General features: G+C 38.7%; 17 protein-coding genes and 2 pseudogenes. 8 read left to right on the top strand and 11 right to left on the bottom strand.

Annotated features, from left to right (window positions below):
- Positions 1-26: 26 nt before the first annotated feature.
- Positions 27-1,046, bottom strand: coding sequence for a flavin reductase family protein (locus FTT72_RS07595; RefSeq protein ID WP_180178135.1), 1,020 nt, complete (start codon positions 1,044-1,046; stop codon positions 27-29).
- A gap of 292 nt (positions 1,047-1,338) precedes the next feature.
- Positions 1,339-2,453, bottom strand: a pseudogene (locus FTT72_RS07590) (S-(hydroxymethyl)glutathione dehydrogenase/class III alcohol dehydrogenase).
- Positions 2,454-2,578: 125 nt separating this feature from the next.
- On the opposite strand from FTT72_RS07590, the gene FTT72_RS07585 reads away from it, so the two are divergent.
- A complete protein-coding gene (locus tag FTT72_RS07585; RefSeq protein WP_180178134.1) occupies positions 2,579-4,135 on the top strand; it encodes a phospholipase D family protein in 1,557 nt (518 codons plus the stop codon).
- 101 nt (positions 4,136-4,236) lie between these two features.
- Here the strand turns inward: FTT72_RS07585 and FTT72_RS07580 are convergent, their stop codons facing one another.
- Positions 4,237-4,896 carry a class I SAM-dependent methyltransferase gene (locus FTT72_RS07580; RefSeq protein ID WP_218953478.1) on the bottom strand — a complete coding sequence of 220 codons (660 nt, stop codon included), beginning with the start codon at positions 4,894-4,896 and terminating at the stop codon, positions 4,237-4,239.
- Positions 4,897-5,034: 138 nt separating this feature from the next.
- Between FTT72_RS07580 and FTT72_RS07575 the strand changes: the two genes are divergently transcribed.
- Entirely contained in the window at positions 5,035-5,472 is a 438-nt protein-coding gene (locus tag FTT72_RS07575) for a hypothetical protein (RefSeq protein ID WP_180178133.1), read from the top strand.
- 107 nt (positions 5,473-5,579) lie between these two features.
- On the opposite strand, the gene FTT72_RS07570 is transcribed toward FTT72_RS07575, so the two are convergent.
- Both FTT72_RS07570 and FTT72_RS07565 read right to left on the bottom strand, forming a co-directional pair.
- Complete coding sequence (locus tag FTT72_RS07570) at positions 5,580-6,188, bottom strand: uracil-DNA glycosylase family protein (RefSeq protein ID WP_180178132.1); 609 nt, start codon at positions 6,186-6,188, stop codon at positions 5,580-5,582.
- A gap of 38 nt (positions 6,189-6,226) precedes the next feature.
- A complete protein-coding gene (locus tag FTT72_RS07565; protein WP_180178131.1) occupies positions 6,227-6,943 on the bottom strand; it encodes an SGNH/GDSL hydrolase family protein in 717 nt (238 codons plus the stop codon).
- Positions 6,944-7,171: 228 nt separating this feature from the next.
- Between FTT72_RS07565 and FTT72_RS07560 the strand changes: the two genes are divergently transcribed.
- Positions 7,172-8,536: an alpha/beta hydrolase-fold protein gene (locus FTT72_RS07560; protein WP_180178130.1), complete on the top strand. Its 1,365-nt coding sequence runs from the start codon at positions 7,172-7,174 to the stop codon at positions 8,534-8,536.
- A 64-nt stretch (positions 8,537-8,600) separates the two neighbouring features.
- Here the strand turns inward: FTT72_RS07560 and FTT72_RS07555 are convergent, their stop codons facing one another.
- The 5 genes from FTT72_RS07555 to FTT72_RS07535 all read right to left on the bottom strand — a co-directional run bounded on the left by FTT72_RS07555 (position 8,601) and on the right by FTT72_RS07535 (position 13,873).
- The gene (locus FTT72_RS07555) at positions 8,601-9,647 is read right to left on the bottom strand and encodes a fatty acid desaturase (RefSeq protein WP_180178129.1); all 1,047 of its coding nucleotides are present in this window, start codon (positions 9,645-9,647) and stop codon (positions 8,601-8,603) included.
- Between the two features lie 294 nt (positions 9,648-9,941).
- The gene (locus FTT72_RS07550) at positions 9,942-10,685 is read right to left on the bottom strand and encodes an SDR family oxidoreductase (protein ID WP_078193819.1); all 744 of its coding nucleotides are present in this window, start codon (positions 10,683-10,685) and stop codon (positions 9,942-9,944) included.
- Between the two features lie 19 nt (positions 10,686-10,704).
- On the bottom strand, positions 10,705-11,403 hold the full coding sequence (locus tag FTT72_RS07545; protein WP_078193820.1) for a histidine phosphatase family protein: 699 nt from the start codon (positions 11,401-11,403) through the stop codon (positions 10,705-10,707).
- Positions 11,400-12,521, bottom strand: coding sequence for a phosphotransferase family protein (locus FTT72_RS07540; RefSeq protein ID WP_180073901.1), 1,122 nt, complete (start codon positions 12,519-12,521; stop codon positions 11,400-11,402). The genes FTT72_RS07545 and FTT72_RS07540 overlap by 4 nt, the downstream gene beginning before the upstream one ends.
- A 110-nt stretch (positions 12,522-12,631) precedes the next feature.
- Positions 12,632-13,873, bottom strand: coding sequence for an acyl-CoA dehydrogenase family protein (locus tag FTT72_RS07535; RefSeq protein ID WP_180178128.1), 1,242 nt, complete (start codon positions 13,871-13,873; stop codon positions 12,632-12,634).
- Between the two features lie 93 nt (positions 13,874-13,966).
- On the opposite strand from FTT72_RS07535, the gene FTT72_RS07530 reads away from it, so the two are divergent.
- The 5 genes and pseudogenes from FTT72_RS07530 (at position 13,967) to FTT72_RS07510 (ending at position 18,390) form a co-directional block, all read left to right on the top strand.
- Positions 13,967-14,884, top strand: a complete 918-nt coding sequence (locus FTT72_RS07530; RefSeq protein WP_180059601.1) for a LysR family transcriptional regulator — start codon at positions 13,967-13,969, stop codon at positions 14,882-14,884.
- A gap of 217 nt (positions 14,885-15,101) precedes the next feature.
- Positions 15,102-15,584 (top strand): annotated as a pseudogene (locus tag FTT72_RS07525) (thermonuclease family protein); the annotation flags it as partial.
- Positions 15,585-15,795: 211 nt separating this feature from the next.
- Positions 15,796-16,569 carry a DUF805 domain-containing protein gene (locus FTT72_RS07520; protein WP_180021740.1) on the top strand — a complete coding sequence of 258 codons (774 nt, stop codon included), beginning with the start codon at positions 15,796-15,798 and terminating at the stop codon, positions 16,567-16,569.
- Between the two features lie 191 nt (positions 16,570-16,760).
- On the top strand, positions 16,761-17,207 hold the full coding sequence (locus tag FTT72_RS07515; RefSeq protein ID WP_180054836.1) for a MarR family winged helix-turn-helix transcriptional regulator: 447 nt from the start codon (positions 16,761-16,763) through the stop codon (positions 17,205-17,207).
- Complete coding sequence (locus tag FTT72_RS07510; RefSeq protein WP_180178126.1) at positions 17,191-18,390, top strand: MFS transporter; 1,200 nt, start codon at positions 17,191-17,193, stop codon at positions 18,388-18,390. Before FTT72_RS07515 ends, FTT72_RS07510 begins: the two co-directional genes overlap by 17 nt.
- Before the next feature lie 7 nt (positions 18,391-18,397).
- Here FTT72_RS07510 and FTT72_RS07505 read toward each other — a convergent pair whose 3' ends face one another.
- Entirely contained in the window at positions 18,398-19,384 is a 987-nt protein-coding gene (locus FTT72_RS07505) for a GlxA family transcriptional regulator (RefSeq protein ID WP_180011429.1), read from the bottom strand.
- Between the last annotated feature and the right edge of the window lie 44 nt (positions 19,385-19,428).

The raw sequence follows: 19,428 nt of genomic DNA, 5'->3' as shown, positions 1-19,428 counted from the left end.
CTTGATTTGTTTTTATGCGGCTTGGGTTAGAGTTGAATACGTACAGGTGAAATGGCCTGAGAGACACATAATTTGATTTGTGTGTTATTCGCATGATCGATTTCGCCAGTGAGTAAGTTTTTCACCGAACCCTGTAATTTGGTACACGAACAAGTATTACAAATACCCATCCGACAGCCATGCGCAGGTTTTAAACCGGCTTTTTCAGCACTTTCAAGTAAGTTACCTTCTGCTAAAAAATCTTGCTGGGCTAAACTAAAAGTGACAGGTTGAGCAGGTACTGAATCATCAGCAATCATTTGAAAATATTCAGTGTATAAATAATCTGAAAGCTTGAACTCACGATACAGTTGCTCAATGCTTTGCATCATTGGCGCTGCACCACAGGCATAGCAATCTCGCTGCTTAAAATCAGGGACCATGTGATTTAGCACCTCTGGTGTGATATGCAATTTGGTTTTCAGCGTATTAATCCCATGTAAATGTGCATGGTTAGATTGCTTCGCCAGTTGAATCAATTCATCCAAATAAGCATCATCTCGATTGAAATAAATCAGGTCAACCGTACGCCCAAGCTGAATTGCTTGTTTAAACAAAGCCATGATTGAGGTAATGCCACTACCAGAAGCAAGCAGCAAAATTGGTCGATCCGAATTTAGCTTTAAGCCAAACTCACCTTGCGGTTGCGATAATTCAACAACCTCACCTTTTTTTGAATGAGTTAAGCAGTTGGACACTTTGCCTTGTTGTTTGACTGCGATTACTACATGACCAGATGTATTGATTTCGACGATGCTATAGCTACGTTGATGCCGTACACCATCCTTTACAACTGTCACCAGAACACATTGGCCTGGTCGATAATTTTCTGCTTTAAAGTTGTGATTCGCTAAAAAACTCAGTTCATAAAACCCGATCCCCACACAACGTGATTTAACCAATTGTGCTTTTATACGTTTGTAGGCCCAAATTGCATCAAATTTTTCTGCAATAAAATCAATAAAATCTTCCCGAATCCACTCAGGCTTGTAACTTGTAGTTGTCATTTTTTGCCTCGGACAATGTATTAATATACATTTGTTTTTAAATTATGCATACCTTATGTTTAGTGCTAATTTTCCACCATGTGAATTCGGGACAAAATCTATCATTTGGCATTTTTTATCATTTTATGTCTAACAATCTGTCACTTTTTGCAAATCCTAATTTGACGTTTTGATTTGTTATAACGACACAAATAAAAAAAACTAGGCCAAAGCCTAGTTTTTAAAAAAGTGAAAATTAACGCATTAATATTTAAATGATTAGTCGTTTAATCAAAAATATTTAAATCAATGTTTAATCTTCAAAATGTACAACAGAGCGAATTGATTTACCTTCATGCATTAAATCAAAGGCTTCATTGATTTTATCCAGCCCCATGGTATGGGTCACGAATGGTTCAAGTTTGATCTCGCCTGACATGGCTTCTTCTACCATACCCGGTAATTGTGAACGACCTTTAACACCACCGAAAGCAGTGCCTTTCCAAGTACGACCTGTAACCAATTGGAATGGACGGGTTGAAATTTCTTGACCTCCACCTGCCACACCAATAATCACAGATTGCCCCCAACCACGGTGAGCACATTCCAAAGCAGAGCGCATCACCTTGGTATTGCCAATACATTCAAATGAATGGTCAACGCCCCAGCCGGTCATTTCTACAATCACTTCTTGAACTGGACGATCATAATCTTTTGGATTAACAAAATCTGTAGCGCCAAATTCTTTAGCCAGTTTGAATTTGTCAGGATTGGTATCTACCGCAATGATACGACCTGCTTTGGTTTTTTAGCACCTTGTACCACAGCCAAACCAATACCACCTAAACCAAAGACTGCAACTGAGTCACCTTCCTGAACTTTAGCGGTATTTTTAACTGCACCAAGGCCTGTTGTTACACCGCAACCCAACAAACATACATGTTCATGGTTCGCTTCAGGGTTAATTTTTGCCAAAGACACTTCTGCAACCACAGTATATTCAGAGAATGTTGAACAGCCCATATAGTGATAAATCGGCTGACCATTATACGAAAAACGTGTTGTACCATCTGGCATTAAACCTTTCCCTTGTGTTGCTCGAACAGATACACAAAGATTCGTTTTACCCGATTTACAGAATAAACATTCACCACATTCTGCAGTATAAAGCGGAATAACATGATCACCCGGTTGCACTGAAGTCACACCTTCACCGACTTCAACCACAACACCTGCACCTTCATGCCCTAAAATAGCTGGAAATACACCTTCAGGATCATCACCTGACAATGTAAATGCATCTGTATGACACACACCTGTATGGCTAATTTTGACTAAAACCTCACCTGCTTTCGGTGGTGCCACATCAATTTCTACAATTTCTAAAGGCTGACCCGGTCCAAAAGCAACGGCTGCACGTGATTTCATGTCTAAAAACATCCTGTATGGCTTATATTAACAGATGAGTTACAGTAACCTCTTTTTAAGCCTAAATACAACCTTAAAACATGATGTTATGATGAATTTTTCAAGGAATGATTAATGCTATTCGAATGATACAATTACGTGAAATAAGTTGTACTGTCGGTTTAACTGTTTCGATCAGCCTATTAACTGGATGCAGCTTACCTAGCAATCAGTCAAAAAAAGATGTCCCTATACAATCACATGCAGAAAAATGGATTACGTCTGCTACGGATTTTGAAAAATTAAAACAAAAACAAACGGCTTATTTAGCCTTAGATGATGCTTTCTTAAGCATTGCTTCTCGCCTACATTTAATTCGAAATGCAAAATACACCATCGATTTGCAATATTACATTTGGGGAAATGATGCTATTGGGCATCTGATGTTTCGAGAATTACTGCATGCCGCTGACCGTGGGGTAACAGTCAGGCTACTAATTGATGATCAAAACGGGACGAAACTCGATCCGACCTTACAATCCCTTTCAGCTCATCCCAACATTTCAATCAAACTGTTTAATCCCTATAAATTCAGAAATTTACGTGTCATTGATTATGCATTTCGCTTAAAGCACATTAACCAGCGTATGCATAATAAATTAATTATTGCCGATGGTTTTATGGGCGTAACTGGTGGTCGTAACATCAGTAATGAATATTTTGATGCCAGTGAAAGTTTTCAATTTACAGATTTGGATATCCTTTTCTATGGCGAAGCTATTCAACAAGCCAATCAGGTGTTTTTGAACTTTTGGAATGATGATTTAAGTTATTCTGTTCAGCAATGGATTGGTGCAGGTACAAAAGAAGAATTAAGTCAATTAAGACAACAATACCAAGAAAACTCTACAACGTTGACTAAAGATCAACAGCGCATTAACTATGCACAGCAACAACTGGCGGCTCAGCTTAAACTAATACCGGTGAATTGGGCCGAAGCACATTTCATTGCGGATAGTCCGAATAAAATTCGTGGTGAGGCTAAAGAGCAAGAATTAATTTATAACCAATTTTCTACTTTGATGGGACAGCCCAAGGAACGTATGGAATTGGTTTCAGCTTATTTTGTTCCCACGCAACAAGGAACTGACTTTTTGACGGGTCTTGCAGGCAAAAATGTAGAAGTCCGTGTGTTAACCAATTCATTTTTAGCCAATGACGTCGCTGTCGTTCATGCGTTTTATCAAAAATATCGCAAAGATTTACTTGAAAATGGCGTGAAACTATATGAATTTAAATCTTATATAGAGCGTTCAAAACGCACATGGTATGAGGTCATAACTGGAAATATCATCCCTGCAAAAGGCAAAAATGCCTCTAGTTTGCATGCAAAATTTTTCGATATCGACGGAATGGTGTTTATTGGATCATTTAACTTTGATCCACGTTCCGCAAATTTAAATTCGGAAGTTGGCCTTGTCGTTAAGTCTGATCGATTACAAAACGATATTTCTGCCGCATTAAACCAATATTTACCGCAAATTGCGTATGAATTAAAACTGGATGAAAACGGCGAAATCATTTGGTTAGAGCATCAAAAAAATGGAAAAACCAAAACCTATACCCATGAACCTGAAACAACTCGATTCCAACGATTTAGTATAAAAGCAGTGTCATACCTCCCGATTGAATGGATGATGTAATGACAACGTACTGATAAATGATTGAATTGCCCTCGTCGAGGCTATTTATTGAAATAATCTGATAAGTTCGATCAAGTCAAAAACGGTCTTAGTCAGTCTCGTTAATATGAGTGCTGGCTTTTGAAAACAACCAAGCCATTGATTTCGCCAAGAAATTCCACTTGCCCATATTTGGCTGCTTTCAGCGCGGCTAAATGTTCCTCAACTGACATATACAACTCATGATTTTGCTGTGCATGTGGTGCATATAAATGATCACATACAAAATACACGCCTTGTGTATTTAACAACGTTTTTACAGTCCGATGAAACTCTGCTGCATACGCCTTATGTCTCAATTCATGTAAGGCCTGATGAATAATAATCACATCAAAGGTGCTGTTTTGATTAAACTGAAGTGACTCTTCCCAATTAGATTGTTTGAAATCCCCTGTTATAAAATTACATTTTAAGCGTTGCGCTGCACTTAGTTTTTCTTTTGCCAAGTCATGCATAGCTTCGGAAAAATCAAATGCTGTGTAATCTATATTTGGACAATGATTGATTAAAAATTCAGCAAAATAGCCTAGACCTGAACCGAGTTCAAGCACGTGCGCATTCGGGTTTAAAGCCAAAATAGAGTCGACATACATTTGAAAGATGTCATAACGCCACGGACGTTTAAGATTGACTTCAGCGGCCCATTGTTTAGCTTCGATTGGATCTTTTAAATCTATAGGGCTGCGCACATCATTTATGTGTATATTATTTTCGCAATTCATTTATCTTAGACTTAATTTAGATAGATTGAATGTTATTTATACATAAAATATCTCAATAAAAGCAAAGGTTTTACTCACACTTGATGATGCTTTAACATCCACCTCTTATTTTGTTTTATCTCCTCCTAAAGTTTTCTAATGCAATTTTTTGATTTAAGCCGCCAATTTAATTTAAGTGATATTTTAACGCCTTTTACGACACTTCCCGAACTGGGTCACCAAGAATGGTTTTTGTCGAAAGTTCGAGTTGAGCATGACTGCTTATCTGACAATGAAATGATTGAAGGTCAAGCTGTGCTTAAATCTAATCACAATATTCAAATTGAGTTGGAATGGTTAATTCAAGATACAGGTCATGAATTACAGCTTTTATTTAAAGGCATTGAAACTGCAGCTAGCGAAGAAACTTTGGTGATCGTGAAAGGCGCGCAAATTGTAGATGATGTAAACAAAAAAGTTTCATCTCAGACATTGAGTTTATGGATCGATGGCACTTTACTACCTATGCTGCCGAATATTCGCAAAGAAATTAAAGCGCGTTTAAACCTTTGGGATTATGTTGAATATGATGGCTAAGGAATTGGTGTTTATCCCTTATTAAGATGCCACGTTTTAATCATTGAATGTTTGCCTGTTTAAATGAGATATATATTTCAAGGTATCTCACAATAACGTAAACTTCCCTAAAGTAAGCCTATATCTTTGAATAAGCTTTGGTAGGCTTCAGATTTTTTTTCCAGTGCTAGTGGATAAGCTCTAGATGATGATGGCATACGGTATAAAGTCAAATCTCTGCCTGCAAATTCGGTATGAACAGCATGCCCAATGTGTGGTTTTTCCGTATTTTCTGGCATCGAGAGCATCAAAGTATCAGTCGCCTTGTCTCCCGTCGTCATAATACTGTGACAATTCGGCATTTTTTGAAGCAGCTTCGTAATATTGGTTGGCTGATGGATCTGTAAAAACTTGTCTGATGCATTACCTTTCAAACGAATCACTTGATAGGCCGTATCAAAAATGCCTATGCCTGTTTCATTTAAAAAATCTCGAATGAGCTGTTCTTTAAAAGTTTTGTTATCTAGATTGAGAAAATGATTTTTATCCTGAAAAAAACATAGGCCAAAGATCTTCCACATGTCATTTTGAAAATTTGGATAATAAAAATCCATCTTCCAGCGTGTTTTAGGTGGCGGAAAACTCCCTAGCATCAAGAGTTTCCCATTTGCTGGCAAAAATGGCGCTAAAGGATGCGTTTCGATTTGCGGATTTGCGTCGGAAATATCTTTGCTCATGTAGATTTAACTTCGCCCAGTGTTTGAATCATTATTGTCTATGAAAATTCTTCAGTGATGTGTTTCGCTATTATTTCAGCCCATAACTGATAAATTTCTTTACTCGGGTGAAAGCCGTCTTTGGCCATTTTTAGTTTTTTTTCACGATACTCGTGTAAATCGTATTGAATTAACCGCATATTCGCTTGAGTATTAACATAATTTTTTAACAGCGCATTCATCTTCTTTGAATATTGTCCAAACAGCCATGACAATGGAAACGGTAAAGCTGGAAACTCATCCATTGGTGGCACACCTGAAATGATCAATAGCTGTGGATGAAACTTTTCCTCAACAGCTTGATATAAGCGCTGCTGGAGCTTCAACCACTGGTCTGGTTGTTTTAATGCTGTGACATCATTGACACCAACAGAACTGATCACGACATCAAAGTTCTGCTTTGCGACATTATCCAAAGCATTGATAATTTGCTGGCTGTTATGTCCCGTTGTGGCTTCAATGCAATAGTGAACTTGATAATCAGGCGATAAAATTTTAAGCAATTGTCCCAATAACGCATCCGACTGATGCTCGACGCCGACACCTGCTGCTGCTGAATCACCTAGTATTAATAGCGATAATGGTCGATTACCCTCACCACTCATCCCACAACGTTCTCCCATCGGTTCTGCTAAACGTGGGGTATTTTTTTTCACACGGTAACCTTGGATCAGTAATGCAGGTAACAGCAGCAGTGTTGATACTTTAAGTAGCATAATATTAGGGCAATGATTTAAAGCTTGTCGACTGCATTATTTTAAATAGTTTATAAAACAAAGCATTGACTCTATTGTTATTTTTCTACATTTTCTTTTGTTAAAAACATCATTTTACGGCATATTGCTAGTTTTTTATATTAATAATGATTATCATTTATTGGTTTTCATCCTACCTATTTTATTATTTCAATGAAAAAACTTTCCCCACTTTTTTTAGCTTGCTCTATGAGCGTTGCTGTTTCTTCTGCTTTTGCCCAAACTCAAAATTCACCCGCTTTAACCGATACAATAGAAAAAAAACATTTCCCCTATGCTGCTGCATGTGAAGATGTCAAGGCGCAAAGCCAAATATTATTAAACCTACAACATCAGTTAAATCAAAATCCAAAACAACATGCTCAAATTCTTGAAGATTTTTGGAAACGTGTAGAGCTTATGGGTACACCAATCATCGAAAACTATGATGAACAACATAGCCGCATAGTTTTCTTATGGAAAGGTGCACAGCATAATGTTCGTCTTATTGGTGGCCCAAGTAATGACCATGAATGGTTGACACGCCTACCGAATACCGATATTTGGTTTAAAGAATCGATTATTGATCATCGTTACATTGGCAGTTATAGCTTTGCTGTCGACTTACCAAACTTAGAAGGCTATCTGTCAAATTATTGTCCGCATCTGAATCCAAAACTTAAAGAATCAAGAACGCAGCGTCGTGCTGTGATACAGATGCAACGAATTGATCCTTTCAATGAAAAAACTTATCTCGCAAGTGATGACACATCAGGCTTGCGTAATGAAAATTTTTTGGCTCTTAAAGATGCCCCACCATTTATTGATCCAAAACAATATCCAAATGTGAAACAGCCCCAATTACAAGAGTTTGTTCTACACAGCACAATTTTGAATAACTCACGTAAAATCCAAATTTACCAATCTAAAGCCAAGAAAAACCAGAGCTATATCACTGCTATATTTTTTGATGGTCAGCAATATAATGAGTTGCTGAATGTTCCAAAAGCATTAGATATATTAGTCGAACAAGGTCAATTGCCACCAATTCAAGCCATATTTGTGTCTCCACCGAACGATCAGGAACGACCGAAAGAATTAACACCCAATGCAAAATTTTCAGCTTTTTTTAGTGATGAACTGATGCCTTGGATTCAAAAAAATGCACCTGCAAAAGTCGATTCGAAAAAAACGGTATTGCTCGGGTCAAGCCTTGGTGGTTTAAGTTCAGCTTATTTAGCCTTAGAAAATCCAAATCAAATTAGTCATGTCGTGCCGTTATCTGGATCATTTTGGTGGCAAAATACAGCGACAGACCTCCCCAATGGCATGAGTAAAATCATTCGTGATAAAACCTCGCAACCTAAACAGCATTGGTTTATTACTGCTAATAGTTATGAAAGCTCACGCAATAATAATGGACTGAGTATTTTAGAGACTTCGCCTATTGTTGCAGCCGACTTAAAAAATAAAGGTCATGATGTACATTACAAATCGTATATCGGCGGACATTCCTACGCGGTATGGCAAGTTGCCTTGCAAGATGCGCTCAAGCATTTTTTTGCGCAAAAGTAGTTTATAAACGTTTAGATCATAAAAAAGCCCTCAATTGAGGGCTTTTTTTGAAGCTAGTACTGATTTAATTCCAGCGATTTATGCGTTTAAAGGTTCCAAAATCATTGAAACGTACACCAACCTCACGCATGACTTGGTGTGCAGTTTTTGCGGTTAGATGACGAATATAAAACGGCTCTTTGACCACAAAATGGTGGATGGCATGGGTCGAACCAAAGTTAAAGCAAAATAATTGCATTGGGAACAACCACCACGGATTTAACACCTGAGTTTGTTTAATGACATCGCGTGGGTCAATATCGCCATAATAATGCATATTTGAGCTGATAAATTGTAAGCAGAAAGAACGTATAAAGTTCGGAATAATCCAAATCACAGCTAGAAAATTAATCGTTGGAATTAATTTCACTAAATTGACTGACCAACTAATACTTTGTCCTAACATTGGAGCAATACCATTCACCACATGATAAATGACAAATACATACCAAATGCCGTAATAAACAAAACTTAAAGGGAAAAATCCAGTCAATTGAGAGAACAATGCCGTTTTACGTTCTTTTTCAGGTTGTTTTTCAATGAATATCCTAATCATCTTGAACATTTGAAATGGGCGCAAATAAACCGTCATCAATTGATCGCTAATGACCAATATACGACGTAAACCCCACGGCATGCCATTACTAATGCCCCGTTCTTCCAAATCGTATTCTGAACCTGAATACTTATGATGATTGAGGTGCAAACGACGACGTGCCCAAGGACTAATAGTATTCGGACGTGCTAACCAAACCAAGGCCAACATGAGATGGTGAGCCCACGGCGTCTTTTTAAAATACATATAATGAATCAGGTCATGTTCTAATTCATGTGTCAGTGAAGCAAACATCGCCACTAAAATCACACAAGCCCATGCCGGTAAAATGCCAACAGCAAAGGCCCAAGCTGAACCCAACATTCCCAGTAGCGCAAAAATAAGGATGGCTGCGCCTATAAAGTTTTGATGTTTTAAAATGGGATATTGCTGACGTAAGTCTTCACCAGCTTTCGTTACGACAGTTCTGACTTTGTTAATTCGCTGTTGATCTGTCATATCGGAAGACATAGACATAGTACAAACCTAAAAATTAATGAACAGTTGTACATTAAAGCAAATTAAAAAAAAGGAAATCGCTATTTTGAGAACAAATCATCGTCTGTTCAAATATTCAACATTTTATTTATTTTCAATATCTTATTTATAAATAATCTGAGTAATTACTCCAATTTTTCTTTGCAAAATCGGCTGCTTTTAATGTCTTTTGATCACAGGTTTTATGTATTCCTTTTTAACCTACAGAGGAAGGTGAAGATCATTTGAGAATAAAAAAGCCCCAAAATTGGAGCTTTATTATTGAATAAAGGTTTAACCCAATTTATTCACAATTTTCAACGGCAATACTTTCATTGCAAGACCTAAAGGCAACCAGGGCCATTGTGGTACATAAGCTTTAACCGGTGCTTTCTCAATGGCTTTTGCTAAAAGATGTGAACCAGTTTTTTCATCGACTTCAAATGGCAGTTTTTTCGCACCTTCATTGATCTCTGTACGAATATAACCAGGGAAAATAGTCGTCACTTTAATTGGGGTATCAATCAGTTCTGCACGAATACCTTCAGCTAGAGCAGCAACACCTGCTTTACTCGCACCATAAGCCGTTAAATGTTTAGGCATGCCGCGCATAGCACTCATCGAAGAAATCACCACCAAATGCCCTGCATTTTGGCTACGGAAAATTTCAACCGCAGCTTCACATTGCGCTAATGCAGAGATAAAGTTAGTTTCAACTGTGGCACGGTTAATTTCAAAATTGCCTTTACCAATACGACGACCTTCACCGACACCTGCGTTGACAATAACACGATCAATACTGCCAAAATCTGCTTTAAAGGCACGGAATACTTCAAACACTTGATCGTAATTTGTGACATCGAGGGTTTTCGCAATCACTTTGATGCCATATTGGCTTTCCAGTTCATTTTTTAGCGTTTCTAGACGCTCTAAACGACGTGCGCAAATGGCTAAGTTGTAGCCTTTTTGTGCAAACTCGCGTGCCATTCCTGCACCAATCCCTGAGCTTGCACCTGTAATTAAAATTGTTTTAGCCATGATAATTCCTTTGTTTATCTTAGATCCAAGTTAATAAATTTGGATCAACTGCTTTTATAAAATGATGTTCATTTAAACTGAGTAATTGCGGTTCATTTCCGACTAAACGCAGTGTTGTCATACTGGTATTGGCAATGGCCCAATTGAGTGCAAATGTTTTTTCTGGACTCAGCCCTAAAATTTTACCTACGGCAACGGAGATCACTCCACCTGAACTAAACACAACAGCATAGCGTGGTTTGGTTTCAGCCAGTTGAGTGCATAACTTTTCTAGCGCTGTTTCGACTCGACTTTTAAAATGTGGCCAAGATTCATCATATTCATGATGAAATTCTCCACCTGTCCAACGCTCAATGGCGCCTTCAAAAATTTTCGATAAATAAGCACGTGGGTTTTCATGCTTAGATACATCTTCTTTTAATAAATGCGGTTGGTTAAATCGAGGTTCATATTGAGCAAAAACTTGCTGATGATTAAATTCATTCCACGCGTTATCTGTATCAACTTGTGCTTCTGGAAAGCATTCAGCCAATGCAAGATTGGCTGTTTGTTGATGACGTTGCATGGAGCCCGCAACTACATAAGGACTTTCTTTTAAAATACGGTCGAAATACTGTCCCAGCACCTTAGCCTGTAGCTCACCATTGGGAGAAAGCTTGTCATAGCTTTCTGCACCAAAAGAAGCCTGACCGTGCCGAATTAAATATATCGTGGTCATTTCCCTAAAATATCCTTCATTTTTTCAATATATTTTTGTGCCACGTCATTGGCTTCAAGTTTTTGCAAACCGATGAGTTTTAAGGCACGAATATGTAAAGCATGGATCACAATCCAAAAATCTTTGAATGCCGGATTATTGGTTTGCTTGTGGTAAAAGCGGTAATAAATTTGCTGTGCAATTACAGCTAAACGGAAAATGCCGAACACTTCATAAAAGGTCCAATTGTCCGTTTGAAGACCAGTTTTATCCAAATAATATTCAACGACTTCTTTACGGCTAAACATGCCTTTTAGGTTGGTCGGCTGACGGCGTGTCGCTTTAAAAATTGCGTTATCGCCACTTTCAACCCAATACGCCAAAGCAGAACCTAAGTCCATCAATGGATCACCCAGTGTTGCCATTTCCCAATCCAATACGCCAATCACTTGGGTTGGGTCATTTGGATCTAATATCACGTTATCAAAACGCCAATCGTTATGAATTACACAGGTTTTAGAGTCAGCAGGAATATTGTCTTTGAGCCAATTACGGACATATTTAAACGAAGGAACATTTAAGGTTTTGGCTTTTTCATAGCGTGCGTCCCAACCTTCCACTTGACGACGACAGTACCCGTCGCCCTTGCCTATTTTTTCTAAAGCTGTGCCTTCATAAGGCACTTGATGCAGTTCAATTAACTTATCGATGACGTTGGTACACAACGCTCGAACTTGAGTTTCATCAAAATTGATTTCTTTGGGTAAGTTTGCACGTGGAATGATACCTTCTACGCGCTTCATCACGTAGAAATCACAGCCAATCACTGATTCATCCTGACATAGCGCCACCATTTCAGGGAGCACAGGATAAAATTCAGATAATGCCTTCTGTACATTATATTCACGTGCCATATCATGTGCAGACTTGGCTTTGGTGCCTTTCGGTGGACGACGTAAAATTAAATCAGCATTGTCGTATTTTAAGCGATAAGTCCAATTTGACGCACCACCTGAATATTGAGTGACTTCTACAGGCCCTTCTATTTCAACGCCATGTTCAATCAACCAATTTCCTACAGCACGTACATCCAGTTCTTCACCCTCACGAACTGAACCGCCTACATCGATCACTGACATGCTTTTCTTCCTAAACTTGAATCTATCATGATGATAAAAATATAATTTTCTATAGTTTTATAGCATGGACAACTCGGGGTTGCCATGCCAAATATGTGACTACAACTTGTTTATTTTTTACGACGGCTGCTGTAACCGCGCTTAGCCAATTCTAATTTAGCAATCATGCCTTTATGTACTTCATCAGGGCCATCAGCTAGACGCAGTGAACGTGCTTGGGCAAAGAAACCTGTGAGCGGTGTATCTCGAGAAACCCCAGCACCACCGTGAATTTGAATCGCCATATCAACGACTTTTTCTAAGACACTTGGCGCAACCACTTTAATTGCCGAAATCTCGGTTAATGCAGCCATATTCCCTAGAGTATCCATTTTATATGCTGCATAGAGGGTCAGTAAACGTGCTTGATCGATCGCAACACGTGCTTCTGCAACACGCTCTAAATTGCCACCGAGTTTTAAAATTTCTTTACCAAAAGCAGTACGGCTCATACCGCGGTCAATCATCAGTTCTAGCGATTTTTCGGCAGCACCAATACAACGCATACAATGATGAATACGGCCTGGGCCTAAACGACCTTGTGCAATTTCAAAACCTTGACCTGCGCCGCCAATGAAGTTTGCAACAGGAACACGAACATTTGTGAAGCTAATTTCACCATGTCCATGTGGCGCATCATAGTCGCCAAAGACCGGAAGCATACGTTCTATTTTGACTCCAGCAGTTTCAACAGGTACTAAAACCATAGAATGCTGATGATGACGGTCTTTGCTTTCATCTGGTGTATGCGCCATAAAAATAATGATTTTGGCATTAGGATCACCTAAACCTGAAGACCACCACTTACGGCCATTCAATACAATTTCGTCGCCTTCAACGACAGCCGTAGCTTCCATATTGGTGGCATCACTTGAAGCAACAGCAGGTTCTGTCATACAAAATACTGAACGGATTGTGCCGTCTAGTAATGGTGTTAACCATTGCTGCTTTTGTTCTTCGGTACCATAACGCCAAATCACTTCCATATTGCCGCTGTCAGGTGCATTGCAATTGAATACTGTAGGTGCAAGTAAGCTACGGCCTGAAAGTTCTGCGATTTGTGCATATTCTTGTACAGATAAGCCTTGCCCAAGTTCAGGACAAGGTAAAAACATATTCCATAAGCCTGCAGCTTTGGCTTTATCTTTTAAAACCTCTAACTGTGCTGGCCATTGCCATTTGGTCCAATCACCACCTTGGTTCAGCTCATGAACTTCTGCCCAAAACTCAGTTTCTACAGGCTCAATTTCATCTTTAATAAATTTTTTTGTTCTTTCAATATAATCTTGTGCACGTGCTGAAAGTTCAAACATGACAACATCCTTTAAATATTCTGTTCTTTACGCTTTACAACACCATAACCTGAAATCTAATATGAACAAAATGATTTAATTCAATAGATGAACATGAATAGTATTCATAAAAACACAGTCATCGATATGGGTGTTTTCCACCGTATGGATATCAATTTATATCCACTATATATCGCAATTTATGAACAAAAAAGCATTTCAAAAGCAGCACAAATTTTGTGTATTACTCAGTCTGCAGCGAGTCATGCACTTCAACGTTTAAGACAACATTTACAAGATGACTTATTTGTACGTGCTGGGGCGAAAATGCTTCCGACCCCATTTGCCGAGCAGATCTATCCAGTAATTAAAAATGCGCTTATTGCGATTCAAAGCATTTCTATCCAAAAACAACAATTTACTCCGTCGATGGTGCAGAGCCTAAAAATTGCGGTACATGATGAAATTGAACCGATTATTTTTCCTAAGTTAGTTGAACACTTTCAACAGCAGCAGTTTCAGATCCAATTTTCCAGTATTAAATTAGACCGTAAAACCATTGTGGCTGATCTTGCTGCACAGCAAATCGATTTTGCGATTGACCTTGAGCAAAACTTTGGTGAAAAAATAAATTTTCAAACCTTGGTTGAAGACCAATTCGTGGTTTGTAGTCAACATCCTAAGATGGATGAATCTATTTATCTTTCTGCTCCTCATATTGGGGTTTCTTCACGACGTGCAGGTGTATTAGTCGAGGATATTTATTTAAATCGTAAAAAACACTCTAGAGAGATTTTTTTACGCTGTCAGCATTACTCTACTGCGCTACAAATTTTGGCACAGCAACCCAAGGCAATATTAACGATTCCGCAAAATATTTTGACGCATTTACAGGTTGCTCCCGAACTGAATATTTTTGATGTACCTGTAGACTTGCCGAAAATTAAACTAGGGATGTATTGGCATAATGATTTGGAATTAAATTCACGGCATGTTTTTTTGCGAAGCCAAATTTCTAAAATTTTTGCTTAGGCTATTTTATGATGATATATCAGCTTGCTTAGGCTATTTACATGGATTTAGATTTAATTCTGCGTGATGAAACTTGCTGTATATTTATAGATCAAATGCTGATTATTTAAGGTATTTTTAACTGACCGTCGGTTTATTCGACAGCCATAAATCATGAGTTCTTATAAAATCTAAATTCCTGTTTTTATGCGATATGACTTCGTTCATATCATTATGTATGCTTTCAAATCTCTCCGCGAATTGGCTCATGGCTTTAGGTGCAGTACTGTGCTTGATCACAGTCTATGTTCTCTATAAAGTCACCATTTTCTTAAAGGATTTTTTTCAACCTTTTAAGAAAGGAAAATCTTACCTCTGCCGTGTATCCGACATTAGTGATGGCGACACCCTCACCTGCTATCGGATGAATCTGAGACGTTCTAAAACCAAACTTCGCTTTGCTTATGTGGATGCGCCAGAATCGACACAAGCTTACGGTAAAGAGTCTGCACGCCTGATCAAATCCATGGTTTATAAGAAATTTGTCCGCGTAAAAATCACTGATGTAGACCGTTATGGCCGCTGCGTTGGGGTTATTTATCGCTATCGTAAATGCATGAATGAAGAAATGGTAAAACGTGGTGCAGCGTGGGTATACGAAGAATACATCCGTGACCAAAAGCATTTGGACTATATGATGAATTTACAAAGCAAAGCACGTTAACAAAAGAAAGGTTTATGGAAAGCCAGTCGTCCAATGCGCCCTAAAGAGTATCGTAAATTAAATAAATAACAGACCACATTGCAGCATGGCTAAGGAATATTTGATGACTTAGCCATGTCTAATATTTGACCTTTTTTTACTTCGCTATACAATAATGCTGCCCTTTTGGGCATAGAAAATAAATTAGATAATTAAAATTGGAATAATAATGACTGAACTTACTTCAAGCGAATTGAATCCGTTTCAACAAGATCAAAATATTCAGCCTCAAATTCAAAAAGCCGATCATCCCCTGTCTCCTGAAGGACGTTTTGGCCGCCTGTCCTATTTAGCGTGGTTATTTATCATTAGTATGATTTATACCTGCCTATTAGGCATCAGCGTCGCACTGGGACTTTTTGCATTTTTCAATTCAGCAGAACGTAGTATTGAAGCACTTTTTAATTCGTTTTTAGGACTCAGTGCGATCGCACTGATTGTCGTTTCTATCGTTGCAATGTTTGTCGCAATGATCTGCATTACGATTCGTCGTTTACATGATCTAAATAAAAGCGGTTGGCTCTGTTTAATTTTTCTCATCCCACTGGTCGGTACCATCTTTAGCATTTATGTGATGGCTGCAAAAGGCACTGAAGGTGAAAATAAATATGGTATTAAACGTCCAACTGAACAAACAGAGAAAGTCATTGGGTCACTGTATCTGATCCTGATGATTGTTTATTTATTGGTTATGATTCCATTGATGTTCAATATGCAAAGTATGATGAGCAATTTAGAACAAGCGCAATTACAAGAACAAGCAATGATGTCTGAAGGTGAACCTGAATTAACGGATGAACAACTTGCGGCTTATTTAGAGCAAGCTGAATCAGAAGGTGAAGAACTTGCTTATGCAGATGGTGAAAGTGTAGAAATTTCAGAAAATGCAGACAGCTCAGCGGAAGATGCAGCAATTGCAGCTGCAGAAGCTTCTGTAGAATAAACACGTATTGTTTAAGGTATCAATTCAACGATATGCATTGAACGATAAGCTTTAAATGAAATGTTTTGCAAGAAAACCTGTGTGCGCACAGGTTTTTTTTATACCTGTTTTTTATGCTTTGAGTTGTTCACTTGAATTCAAAATAAATTAGGCGTAAAGTTGCGACAATTTAGTTACCCTAGTTAACTATCATGAATTCCACATTAGGTTTCCGCTCTTCTCTTCTGCGCTGTGCGCGTCTGATGAGTGATGAAATCAACACGATTTTATTGCCCTATCAATTGAACTATTCACTTTGGCAAGTCATGTTTGTCATCCGTGAAAAAACTGCTTGTACATCTATTGAAATGGCGGAATATTTAAATGTATCCAAGCCATCCATCACTAAGCGTGTCAAAATTCTTGCTCAGATGGATATTTTGGCACATGTGCAAACTGACGATAAACGTCAAAAGAAAATGATGCTCAGCGAGACTGGACGTGAGTTATTTCAGCAATGTGCAAAAGACATAGATGCCTTTGAGCAGCGCCTGATCGCGCCATTAGCAAGCCAAGATATCCAACACTCCATTCAAATTTTACACCGTGTCATGCAAGAACTTGAACAAAACACTGTAGGTGATGATCATGCAAGATAAAGCACCACTTTGGACTCGAAATTTTATTTTAGTCAGCGCCATTAACTTCCAATTGGTTTTAACCTTTTATCTCTTGGTTGTGGTGATCGTGGGCTATGCGGTGGCTGAATTGGGTGCGACTACAGCCCAAGCTGGTTTAGTTTCAGGCTTGTTCATTGTCGGTACATTGGTCGGGCGTTTATTGGTGGGCAAGTTCCTAGAACGTTTTGGTCGTAAAACAACACTGATCGTTGGTTTAATTGGCTTTTTAGTCTTTTCTGGTTTTTACTTCATTCAGTTTGGCGTCGGCATGTTGCTTTTCATACGCTTTATGCATGGCTTTATGATGGGTATGGCATCAACAGTGCTGGGTACCTTAATTGCCCAAATCTTACCAGCGACACGTCGCGGTGAAGGCATTGGCTACTACAGCATGAGTAGTACTTTAGGTACAGCTATTGGGCCATTTCTTGCCATTTGGATGATGTTACATATTGGTTATCATGCGATTTTTATCGTTTCTACGATTATCGCATTGAGCTGCCTATTGGTTGCCTTGCTGATTCAAGTGCCCGATTTACCCAAAATCAATAACCCCCTCGATACTGTTGAAGCTGTCAAAAAACCGAGTTGGATTGCTCAATTTGTAGAACCTAAAGCATTACCGATATCATTCATCATGCTTTTCGCTTCAATCTGCTATTCAGGCGTTTTGTCTTTCATTAACTTTTATGCCAAAGAAATCGATTTGGTTGAAACAGCCTCGTTTTTCTTTTTGATGTATGCCATTGCGATTTTAATTTCTCGCCCATTTACAGGCCCGTTGATGGACCGTAAAGGTGAAAATATTGTGATCTACCCTGCTTTTGTGATTATGGGCGTGGCATTGGTATTGCTCAGCATCACACAGAGTTCATGGATGCTTTTACTTTGTGCAGGCCTACTTGGACTCGGTTATGGCAATATTCAGTCGGTCTGCCAAACAGTTGCGGTAAAAAGTGCGCCGCTTGAACGTATGGGCTTTGCCACTTCAACTTTCTTTATCTTTTTGGATGCCGGCTTAGGCTTTGGACCGTACTTTATCGGTAAATTGCTCGACCATATTGGCTACTCACAATTGTATTTGTATAGCGCCTTTGCAGCCTTTGCATGTATTGGTGCCTACTACTTTTTACATGGCCGTTATACCGTTCGAACCGCTTAAACTGTAGCTAAACATCAAATCGTCGGCTGAAACGTCGACGATATTCTAAGGGGCTCAGCCCCGTTTTTTTTTGAAATAACCGTCGAAATGAGCTTGGGTCATTATAGCCGACATCTCGCATAATCAGATCTAAAGCATGTCCCGTTTCTTCTAAACGCTTTCGTGCAGCTTCAATCCGTATTGATTGTAAGTATTGATTGGGAGGCATATCCAAAGCCGCTTTAAAATGACGAATCAATGTCCTTGTTGTCACATTAAACTGCGCCGCAAGTTCATCTAAGACTATATTTTCATGATAATGCTGTTCTAACCAATCTTGAACTTTTTGCACCAAACCATCCTGATGCGGTTTAGATATTTTCAATAATGAATAGGACAACTGACTATCACGACGATAATCCAATACAAATGATTTTGCCGTGTGGATTGCCGTTTCAAAACCATAAAAACGTTCTATCAGGTGCAGTCCCAAATCAAACCATGCTAAGCCACCTCCAGCACAGTAAATATTTTGATCATGGCTAATGAGCTGATCTGCATTCAGTCTTACCAAAGGATAGCGTTCACGAAACATTTGCTGAAAGCCCCAATGCGTCGTTGCCTGCTTACCATCTAAAAGCCCTGCTTCTGCCAGAAAAAAGTTACCCGTACAATTTCCTGCGATCAGTCCGCTTTGCAATTGCCGAGTTTTTAATAATTCGATCAGTGCTGCGTTTTGCGCTAAAACATCTAAGATCGGCGCACCTATCGTTGGGACAATGATGACATCTGCATCTGTTATTTCAGAAAATGCTAAATCTGCAAAAAGCTTGATGCCATTGATACATTGCACTGCTTGACTATGTTGTGAGGCAATTTTGACCTGAAATAGCCGCTGCACATTTTGTTTTTGGATCCGGTTCCAACTGACTCCCGCCATTGCAAATAGATCAACAACCCCTGTAATCGCAGAAGCCAAAGCACCATCAAATGCTAAAATTATGATTTTCTTCATTTAAAGTTCAAATTATCAAAATGTCATTTTTAACTTATTAAGTG

The sequence above is a fragment of the Acinetobacter sp. YH01005 genome, from assembly GCF_013420465.1.
Lineage (GTDB): Bacteria > Pseudomonadota > Gammaproteobacteria > Pseudomonadales > Moraxellaceae > Acinetobacter > Acinetobacter amyesii.
This window is presented reverse-complemented; position numbering and strand designations above follow the sequence as displayed.